The organism is Salipiger aestuarii, assembly GCF_003259905.1.
GTDB classification, from domain to species: Bacteria; Pseudomonadota; Alphaproteobacteria; order Rhodobacterales; family Rhodobacteraceae; genus Salipiger; species Salipiger aestuarii.
This window is the reverse complement of sequence record NZ_QLMG01000046.1, coordinates 23,492-32,774: the sequence shown is the minus strand read 5'-3', so window position 1 is coordinate 32,774 and position 9,283 is coordinate 23,492. Positions and strand designations below refer to the sequence as shown.

Annotated in this window: 7 protein-coding genes; all 7 read right to left on the bottom strand. The window is 64.7% G+C overall.

Annotated features, from left to right (window positions below; all coding sequences use genetic code 11):
* Positions 1–359 precede the first annotated feature (359 nt).
* The 7 genes from hflX to ATI53_RS18455 all read right to left on the bottom strand — a co-directional run bounded on the left by hflX (position 360) and on the right by ATI53_RS18455 (position 9,276).
* Entirely contained in the window at positions 360–1,613 is a 1,254-nt protein-coding gene (hflX, locus tag ATI53_RS18485; RefSeq protein WP_009506893.1) for a GTPase HflX, read from the bottom strand.
* Positions 1,614–1,630: 17 nt separating this feature from the next.
* A complete protein-coding gene (gene hfq, locus ATI53_RS18480) occupies positions 1,631–1,870 on the bottom strand; it encodes an RNA chaperone Hfq (RefSeq protein WP_009506894.1) in 240 nt (79 codons plus the stop codon).
* 158 nt (positions 1,871–2,028) lie between these two features.
* Complete coding sequence (locus tag ATI53_RS18475) at positions 2,029–3,543, bottom strand: TrkH family potassium uptake protein (RefSeq protein WP_009506895.1); 1,515 nt, start codon at positions 3,541–3,543, stop codon at positions 2,029–2,031.
* A gap of 3 nt (positions 3,544–3,546) precedes the next feature.
* A complete protein-coding gene (gene trkA, locus ATI53_RS18470; RefSeq protein WP_009506896.1) occupies positions 3,547–4,923 on the bottom strand; it encodes a Trk system potassium transporter TrkA in 1,377 nt (458 codons plus the stop codon).
* Positions 4,924–5,024: 101 nt separating this feature from the next.
* Entirely contained in the window at positions 5,025–5,627 is a 603-nt protein-coding gene (locus tag ATI53_RS18465; RefSeq protein WP_111551064.1) for a hypothetical protein, read from the bottom strand.
* A gap of 2 nt (positions 5,628–5,629) precedes the next feature.
* Positions 5,630–7,048, bottom strand: a complete 1,419-nt coding sequence (gene ntrX / locus ATI53_RS18460; protein ID WP_009506898.1) for a nitrogen assimilation response regulator NtrX — start codon at positions 7,046–7,048, stop codon at positions 5,630–5,632.
* Positions 7,045–9,276: a sensor histidine kinase NtrY-like gene (locus tag ATI53_RS18455; protein WP_009506899.1), complete on the bottom strand. Its 2,232-nt coding sequence runs from the start codon at positions 9,274–9,276 to the stop codon at positions 7,045–7,047. Before ATI53_RS18455 ends, ntrX begins: the two co-directional genes overlap by 4 nt.
* Positions 9,277–9,283: the final 7 nt, after the last annotated feature.

The following is a 9,283-nucleotide window of genomic DNA, read 5'->3' as shown; positions in this document are numbered from 1 at the left end:
ATCCTCGGTGGACAGGATCTCGATCCGGGGTGTGACCGTAAGGTCGACCATAACGTCGGACTTATCATCGCCTCCAACGCCCCGTCAGACGGCCCCCGCCGGAGGGATACATTGCGCGCTGTCCCTGCACAGCACCTGGCCACAAGGTCGCGCCTGCCTCCGGCGGGAGTTTGTCAGGCAAGATGAAGGAATGCGCCGTACCCCGGCCCCTGACGTCAGATGTTCAAGATACCGCAGTCGGGCATCGACCGCAGGCACCGGCTGCGCCACCTCGCAGGGGCATGGACAATGCCCACGGTACGCCCATCGCTCGCTTCCCCGGTGGATGCCCCCTTGCGTGGCAACGCCCCGCAGCCTTGTCACAGGGTCTGGAACCGGGCCCGATCCGTGGCTGACCAGCGCACACGCAGCAGCGAGCCGTCGTCGTCCTGACGCTCGTCCAGCACCAACCCCTTGCCGAACAGCCATGACCGGCGCTTACCGTCGTCGAACCCCAGCCGCAGATCTTCTTCGATGCTGTCGCCTTGCAACCGGTCTGTCACCGCACGCAGCAGCGTGTCCAGCCCGGCGCCGGTCAGGGCGGATGCGGCAAAGACCCCCTCGTCCCGGTCGGCCCGCGCCTGCATCGCGTCATGGCTTTCGGGGTCCAGCCGGTCGGTCTTGTTCCAGACCTCAAGCAGGGGCACGTCTTCGTTCACCCCGAGCGAGGTCAGGATCTGGTCCACGTCCCGCGCCTGTTCGGCGGTATTGGGGTGGGAGATGTCGCGCACATGCAGGATGATGTCCGCCGCGATCACCTCTTCGAGCGTGGCCCGAAAGGCCGCGACCAGTTCGGTCGGCAGATCAGAGATGAATCCCACCGTGTCCGAAAGGATCACGTCGATGCCCGTGGGCAGGCGCACAGCCCGCATCGTCGGGTCGAGCGTGGCGAACAACATGTCCTTGGCCATGACGTCCGCCCCGGTCAGGCGATTGAAAAGCGTCGATTTTCCGGCGTTGGTATAGCCGACGAGCGCGACAATCGGATAGGGCACCTTGGCGCGCGCCTTGCGGTGCAATTCGCGGGTTTTCACCACGCGGTCCAACTGCCGGCGCAGGCGCACGAGCTGTTCGTCGATGGCGCGGCGATCCGCTTCGATCTGCGTCTCGCCGGGACCGCCGACAAAGCCAAGCCCGCCGCGCTGACGTTCAAGGTGGGTCCAGGCGCGTACCAGCCGCGTGCGCTGATAGCTTAGCGCGGCCATTTCGACCTGCAACACCCCTTCCCGCGTCGCGGCACGATCGGAAAAGATTTCAAGGATCAGCCCCGTCCGGTCAAGCAGCTTGACCTTCCACGCCTTTTCCAGATTTCGCTGCTGCACCGGGGACACCGGACCATCGACCAGCACCAGTTCGATTTCTTCGGCCTCGATCCGCGCGCGCAGCTCCTCGATCTTGCCCGAGCCGAACAGGGTTCCCGGATGCGGGTCGCGCAAGGGCACGACCGTGGCCCCCGCAACATCGAGGTTGGGGAGCGCGGCGGCAAGGGCAACCGCCTCTTCCAGCGCCATGTCGGCATCGCGGCGATCGCGCTCGAAGCGGATGTCGGGATGCAGAACCCAGGCGCGGGTCACATGCGTATCATGCTCTTTCAATCGGTGCCGTCGCCGTCGTAAAGGTTTATGGGCTGCGATGGCATGATGGTCGAAATCGCATGCTTGTAAACAAGCTGCGATTGGCCGTCACGACGCAGAAGCACGCAAAAATTGTCGAACCAGGTGATGACACCCTGCAGCTTGACACCGTTGATCAGAAAAACAGTCACCGGAACCTTGGTCTTGCGGACGTGATTTAGAAATGCGTCCTGCAGGTTTTGTCTGTCCGAAGCCATTGAAATTGCCTTTTTTGTTGCCCCTTGTCGCGGGGCTTTCATCCCTCTTCCGGGCGAGTATGTCGTGTGCGCCCCGGAACTTCCAGTGCAAAAAACTACGGCGACGGCGCAAAGATGCGCCTCTGTCCGGCGGTTGCCCTTGCGGAAGGCAGCCGAGGTCAGTCGCGCCAGATGTCCGGGGTCAGAAGCACGATAATGGCCATCAGCTCAAGCCGCCCCAGCACCATCGCGCCCGCAAGCACCAGCTTGGCGCCGGGGCCAAGCTGCACAAGATTGACCGGAACCTCGGCGGCAAAGGGAATAAGGGGGCCGCAATTGGTCAGGCCGGCGATGGTCAGCACCATCGCGTTTTCAAAGTCGATGTTAAACAACGAGAAGATCAGCGAAAACACAGCGATCGACATCGCGAAAAGCATAAAGAACACCCAGGCGATGAACGCCCCCTGCCGCCGCATCCGCCGCGCCAGCGCGCCGTTGCGCCCGATGGAATGCGGATGCACAAGCCGTTCAAGCTCCCGCTTGCCCGCAAGGTACAACGCATAGATCCGCAGCAGCTTGACGCCGCCCGCCGTCGTCGCGACCCCCCCGCCCACGATGGCAAGCCCCATCAGGATCAACCCCGGCGTCGGCAGCCCCGACCAGCCCTGCGCCGCCGCCCAGTGCTGGCTGACGAAGCCGGTGGTCGACAGGAACGACAGCGCGGTGAACACGCTTCCCCAAAGCGCGCCGAGCCCCTGAAGCCAGTTCTGTTCTGTCCCGATGTCAAAGGCGGCGATCCAGTGGCGCAGGAACAAAAGCAACGGCACCAGCCCGGCCAAGACCAGGCCCATGCGAAATTCGGGATCATCCTTGAGCCGGGGGCGAAACGCCGCGCCGGTGTCGCTGGAAAAGGTCAGGCGCGACAGGGCGAAGAACAGGAAGCAGAACAAGATCATTTCTCCGGCAAGGCCCGACGCCGCCCCGGATGGCCCGCCCACCGGCGAGATGCCCGACGTCGCCATGGCCGACATCGCATGGCTGATCGCCACCAGCGGCGTGTCGCCCGCAACCATCAGCATGATCCACAGCGCCAGCGTCAGCCCCGCATAAATCGGCACCAGGGTGCGCGCCGAAACCATCATCCGCTGCGCCGGGTCCGACATGTCGCGCCGTGCGGCCCCCGCATCGACGCTTTGGCCCGGCTCGCCGCGCGCGGTGATTTCGAACCCGCCCAGCGTCAGCGGCGCAAGGATCGCGGCGGCGGCGACCCACATCAAAAGCCCGCCCATCCAGCCCACCTGCGCGCGCCACAGATGTTCGGACGACGACAACCGCGCCGGTTCGAACAACGTCGCCCCCGTGGTGGTAAAGCTTGATACCATCTCGAAAAAGGCATTCAGAAAGGTGGTCGTGCGCACCGCTTCGTGAAAGGGCACCGCAAAGATCGCCGGCAGCAGAACGAACGCCAGCATCAGCGCGGACAGCTGGCGCGAGGCGGTGCGATGATGCTGCCGCGTCGCCATCGCGATAGCGATCAGCGTGGTGACCACAATGCCGACGATGGCCGCGTAGAAAAAGCTGCGCGCGTCGTGGTATTGCTGTTCGGCAAGGGCCACGGCGGCGGGCAGGATCATCGAGGCGCTCGATAACCCGGTCAGCAACAGCAGCAGCGGAAGGCGCACAAGCGTGTCCATGGCTCAGAAAAAGTCGATCGAGACCTGGAGCAGCTTTTCCACCTGCGCCACATCCTTGGTCAGCGAAAAGATCACCACGCGGTCGCCGTCTTCGATGCGCAGATCGCCGGTGATCTTGATCACCTTGCCCTCCTTGCAGACCGCGCCGACCAGCACGCCTTCGGGAAAGTCGATTTCGCGGATGATCTTGCCGGCCATGGACGAGGTCGACAGCACCTCGGCCTCGATCACCTCGGCCTCGGCGTCACCGATGGAATAGACCGAGCGCACCCGCCCGTGACGGATATGGCGCAGGATCGAGCTGACGGTGGTGGCGCGCGGGTTGATGAAGGCATCGACACCAAGCGGTTCCATCAGCGGGATCAGCGTAGGGTCGTTGACCAGCGCGATGGCATAAGAACACCCGGCCGCCTTGGCGCGCACCGCGGCCAGCATGTTGGTCTTGTCATCGGCGGTCACGCACAGCACCGCATCCGCGCGCTCGATTCCCGCCTCGTTCAGCAGGGCGGAATCCAACCCGTCGCCGTGCAGCACGATGGTCTTTTCCAGCGCGTCGGCGGCGCGCTCGGCGCGGGCGCGATCCCGCTCGATCACCTTGGCGCGGACGCGTTCGGTGCGCTTTTCCAACGCGCTGGCCACCGCAAGCCCGACATTGCCGCCCCCGATGATGACCACGCGTTCCTGTTTCTTCTGGGATTTGCCAAAGATTTCCAGCGTGCGGTGGATGTCGTCCTTGTGGGTGACGACATAGCATGAATCCCCGGCAAAGATCTGGTCGCGCGGTTCGGGCGCGAACAGCGTTCCGTCGCGGCGGATGCCCACCACCACCGCGCGCAGGGTTGAAAACAGCTCCGTCAGCTGACGCAGCGGTGTGTTCACGATGGGGCAATCGTCTGCGATGGTCAGGCCAAGCAAATGCGCGCCGTCGTCGAGAAAGCGTTCGGTATCAAAGGCGGCGGGCGCCGCAAGCCGCTGCAAGGCGGCTTCGGCCACTTCCTTTTCGGGTGAGATCACCACGTCGATGGGCATGTGGTCGCGCCGGTACAGATCGGAATAGATCGCCGTCAGGTAGGATTGCGCCCGCAGCCGGGCGACCTTGCGCGGGATGGCAAAGATCGAATGGGCGACCTGACAGATCACCATGTTGACCTCGTCCGAATAGGTCGCGGCGATAATCATGTCCGCATCCCGCGCCCCGGCCTTGTCCAGCACGTCGGGATACGAGGCGAACCCGGCAATGCCCTGGACGTCAAGCGTATCGGTGGCGCGGCGCACCAGATCGGGGTTGCTGTCGATGACCGTGACGTCGTTGCGTTCCCCCGAAAGGTGCCGGGCGATCTGCCAGCCGACCTGCCCCGCGCCGCAGATGATGACTTTCATGTCTGGTCCCCGTTGGTTCGTTCCCCGGCATGGCACGGGCCGCACGAGGGGTCAACGCCGGGCTGAGTGGCAAGGAGCGGGCGCGTCGGCCGGGATCGTTTCTAGCGGAAGGCGTCAGGGCGCTGCGCCTGGCGTGATCTGGCCTGCCACGCGTCGCGCCAGGCGCGATAACTTTCGCGGCTTTCCCAGTCATAGCGCGGATCGGCATCGACCCGACCCCACCACAGTCGGCCCTGCCCCAGCCGCCACGGATCCAGGACCAGGCCCTGCGACCAGTCCTGCCCGCTGGCCGTCACCACCACCGTCGCATGTTCCAGCGACAGGGTACGCCCATTGGCGATGGCCCTGTGCAGATCAAGCGTGCGGAACCGTTGTGCATGCAGCGCGATTTCCAGCGCGTCGGCCCAATCCTGGCAGACGCCCTTGTCGCGAAAGCCGTTCACCACCTTGAAGTTGTGAATGAGCGGAGGATCGGTAACGTCCCATTCGCGCGCCCAGTGCAGCGGGTCGCGCAGGGCGATGTCGGCGGCGCGGGCGGCTTCGGCGGGGTCGACGCCGGGGCCGAGCGCGCGCAGCGCCGCCGTGACCTCGGACAGCCGAGCTTCGGGGGTTTCTTCGGCAGCGATGTGCATGGCGCGCGGCGGGCGGTCCCCGGCACAGGCGCCAAGGGCGAACACCAGCCCCGCCGCGATAAGGGATTTCACGTTCAGCCGACCCTTTGTGACTGATCCTCGTCGATATAGGCAAGGCGCCCGCCGGATTTCGGCCCGGTCACCACCCCCAGCGACTTGAGCTTGCGGTGCAGCGCCGAGCGTTCCATGCCGACAAAGGCCGCCGTGCGTGAGATATTGCCGCCAAAGCGGTTGATCTGCGTCAGCAGGTATTCGCGCTCGAACGCCTCGCGTGCCTCGCGCAGCGGCAAGGTGGCAAGCGTGCCCGACAGGACCACGCGGCCCTCTTCGTCATCGCCCGAGGGCGCATCCTGGGGCAACTCGCGCGCCTCGATCGGGCCGGTGCCATCGCCCAGGATCAGCACCCGTTCGACCAGGTTCTTGAGCTGGCGCACGTTTCCGGGCCAGATCATCGTCTGCAACAGCGCCACCGCGTCGGCCGACAACGCACGCATCGGCAGGCCCTGCGCCTTGTTGAAGCTTTGGATAAAATGGTTCGCGAGCAGCGGAATATCCTCACGTCGTTCGGACAGCGACGGCACGGCGATCGGCACCACGTTCAGCCGATGATACAGTTCCTGGCGAAACGCGCCCCTTGCGATCTCGTCCAAAAGGTCGCGGTTGGTGGATGAAATCACCCGCAGATCGACCCGCACCTTGTCCTGCCCGCCGACACGGCAAAAGCTTTGATCGACCAGCACGCGCAGGATCTTGGACTGGGTGCCAAGCGGCATATCCGCCACCTCGTCGAAATACAGCACGCCGTTATGTGCCTGTTCCAGCAACCCCGGCTCGACCCCGCGTTCGGGGCTTTCCCGGCCGAACAGCACCTCTTCCATGGTATCGGGCGCCACCCCGGCGCAATTGACGGTGACAAAGGGCGCCGCGGCACGGCCCGAATGGGCGTGGATATAGCGCGCCGCGACTTCCTTGCCCGCCCCCGCGGGGCCGGTCAGCATCACCCGCCCGTTCGAGCGCGTCACCTTGTCAAGCTGGCTGACCAGCCCGCGAAAGCCCCCGCTCTCGCCGATCATCTCGCAGACCTCGGTTTCGCGGCGGCGCAGCTTCTGGTTCTCGCGGCGCAGGCGCGAGGTTTCCATCGCGCGCCGGATCACCACCAGCAGCTGGTCGATGTTGAACGGCTTTTCGATGAAATCGTAAGCGCCCTGCTTGATCGCGGCGACGGCGATTTCGATATTGCCATGCCCGGAAATGATGATGATGGGGATGTCGGGATTGTCGCGCTTGACGGTCTTGAGAATGTCGATCCCGTCCATCTTGCTGTCCTTCAGCCAGATGTCGAGGATCAGCAGACCCGGCGGTTCGGCGTTCACCTCGTGCATGGCCTCGGTGGAATTCGCCGCAAGCCGGGTGCTGTAACCTTCGTCTTCGAGGATGTCCCCGATCAGCTCTCGGATATCGCGTTCGTCGTCGACGATAAGGATGTCGCTCATGTCTGCCCCTCCAGTTCGGAAATCACGGTCTGCTTGTTGGTGGCCGGGCGCGCCGGCACGAGCCCGAGCGGCAGGCGGATCACCGCCATGGCCCCGGCATGGGCGGACGCCGCGAAGGGCTCCGCGTCTTCAAGGCTCAGGCTGCCGCCGTGTTCCTCGATGATCTTCTTGACGATGGGCAGACCAAGGCCGGTGCCCTTGTCGCGAGAGGTGACGTAAGGTTCGAACAGCGCGGCACGGTCTTCGGGAAGCCCGATGCCATTGTCGCTGATCCGGATCAGCGCCCGGTCACCGTCAGTCGCCAGGCTGATGCGAATTTCAGGAACGTGACCCTCTGGCGCGCCTTTTTCCCGCAGCGTATCCAGGGCCTCTCCGGCGTTTTTGATAAGATTGGTCAAGGCCTGACCGATCATGGTCGCATCCAGTTCTGCCGGCATCCCGGATTGGGGAATATCGACGCTGAAGCGCACGTCGGGCTGACCGGCTTCCTGCAACAGCGCGGCGCCGCGCAGGATCGCGGCAAGGTCTTCGGGCCTGCGTTCGGGCGCGGGCATCCGGGCGAATTTGGAAAATTCATCGACGATGCGACGCAGGTCTTCGGTTTGGCGGACGATGACTTCGGTCATCTGGGCCAGCTTTTCCGCATCCTCGCCGGTGAGTTGCCGCCCGAACTTGCGCTGAATGCGTTCGGCGGACAGGCGGATCGGGGTAAGGGGGTTCTTGATCTCATGCGCGATGCGCCTCGCCACGTCCCCCCAGGCGGCCATGCGCTGCGCGCTGACCAGATCGGTCACGTCGTCGAACGCGACCACATAGCCTTCCAGCGCGGCGTCCGCGCGGCGGCGCACCGACATGCGCACCAGCAGATGTTCCAGCCGGCCCTCACGGCTGACCTTGACCTCTTCGGTCGCGGTCTCGTGGCCGGTGTCGCGCAGTTTCTGGAACAGCGAGCCGAATTCGGGCACGGCCACGGTGATCGGCACCTCGGCACGGGTTTCATGCCAGCCCAGCAACCGCTCGCCGGACTTGTTCACGAAGGTCACGCGCCCGGAATCGTCCAGTCCCACCACGCCCGAAGTCACAGAGCCCAGCACGGAATCGAACAACCGCTGGCGTCGTTCGATCTGCCGGGTGTTTTCCAGAAGCGCCTCGCGCTGGGCTTTGAGCTGACGGCTCATCTGGTTGAAATAACGCCCGAGCATGGAGATTTCGTCATCGCCCTCATCTTCGATGACCTGCACGTCCAGATCACCCGCGCCGATCCGCTGCGCCGCGCCCGCAAGCCGCCCCACCGGGCGGGCCAGGCGTTCGGCGAACCACAGGCCAAGCCAGGTCGCCGCCAGGATAAGAAGAACGGCGAAGCCCAGGTAAAGCAACGCAAAATCAAAAAGACGGCGGCCGCGTTCGGTTTCCTGCTGCTGGTAAAAGCGCGCGGTCTCCTGTGTCTCGTCCAGCAGGTCCAGCAGGTTGCCATCGACGCTTCGCGAGACATAAAGGTAACGGTCGGCAAAGGCGCGCAACGGCACCAGCGCGCGCAGTTCATGATTGTCCCAGTCGGGCACCATGACCACGCCTTCGGCCTCCGCAAGCGTCAGCTGGGCAGTGGTGGGTTGTTCGTAATCGAACAGGTAGCTGCGTTCACCGCGCGCCCGGATCGTGCCGCTGCCGTCGATGACATAGGCCTCGCGCAGGCCGCGCTGGATCTGCCCCTGCCCCTGTTGAAGGATCTGCCGTATATCACCGTCATCAAAGGCGAAATTGGCGCGCCGCGCCGCATCGACAAAATTCCCGAGCGCGACGACGTCTTCGGTCAGGCCCTCGCGCTGCTCGGATTCATAGGCCTCGGCGGCGGCAAGCGATGCGCCGACCACGTTCTGCACCCGGCTGGAAAACCAGGTCTCCAGTCCGATATTGATGGTGAGAACCGCGAACACCGCCACCGTGACCGTCGGCAACAGCGCCATCAGCGCGAAGACCCCGGTCAGGCGCAGATGCAGCCGCGACCCGGCAGACTGCGCGCGCCTGGCCGAGATCATCCGCGCCACCCGCGCAAGCACCAGCGCCGCCAGCAGCAGCACATAGACCAGATCCGCAAGCAGGATCAGCCGCAGCCCCATTTCGGACCCGCTGCCCGATCCAAGCGGCCCGAGCACCGCAAAGGTCCCAAGCGCCAGCACGGGACCCAGCAGCACAAGCCCCAGAGTCGCCGCGTTCTGCACCCGGCGCATCCTGCGA

Bases quoted from the DNA above. Each gene is read 5' to 3' on its own strand.
- hfq (WP_009506894.1), bottom strand. From the start codon at position 1,870: ATGGCTTCGGACAGACAAAACCTGCAGGACGCATTTCTAAATCACGTC.
- ATI53_RS18475 (WP_009506895.1), bottom strand. From the start codon at position 3,543: ATGGACACGCTTGTGCGCCTTCCGCTGCTGCTGTTGCTGACCGGGTTA.
- trkA (WP_009506896.1), bottom strand. From the start codon at position 4,923: ATGAAAGTCATCATCTGCGGCGCGGGGCAGGTCGGCTGGCAGATCGCC.
- ntrX (WP_009506898.1), bottom strand. From the start codon at position 7,048: ATGAGCGACATCCTTATCGTCGACGACGAACGCGATATCCGAGAGCTG.
- ATI53_RS18455 (WP_009506899.1), bottom strand. From the start codon at position 9,276: ATGCGCCGGGTGCAGAACGCGGCGACTCTGGGGCTTGTGCTGCTGGGT.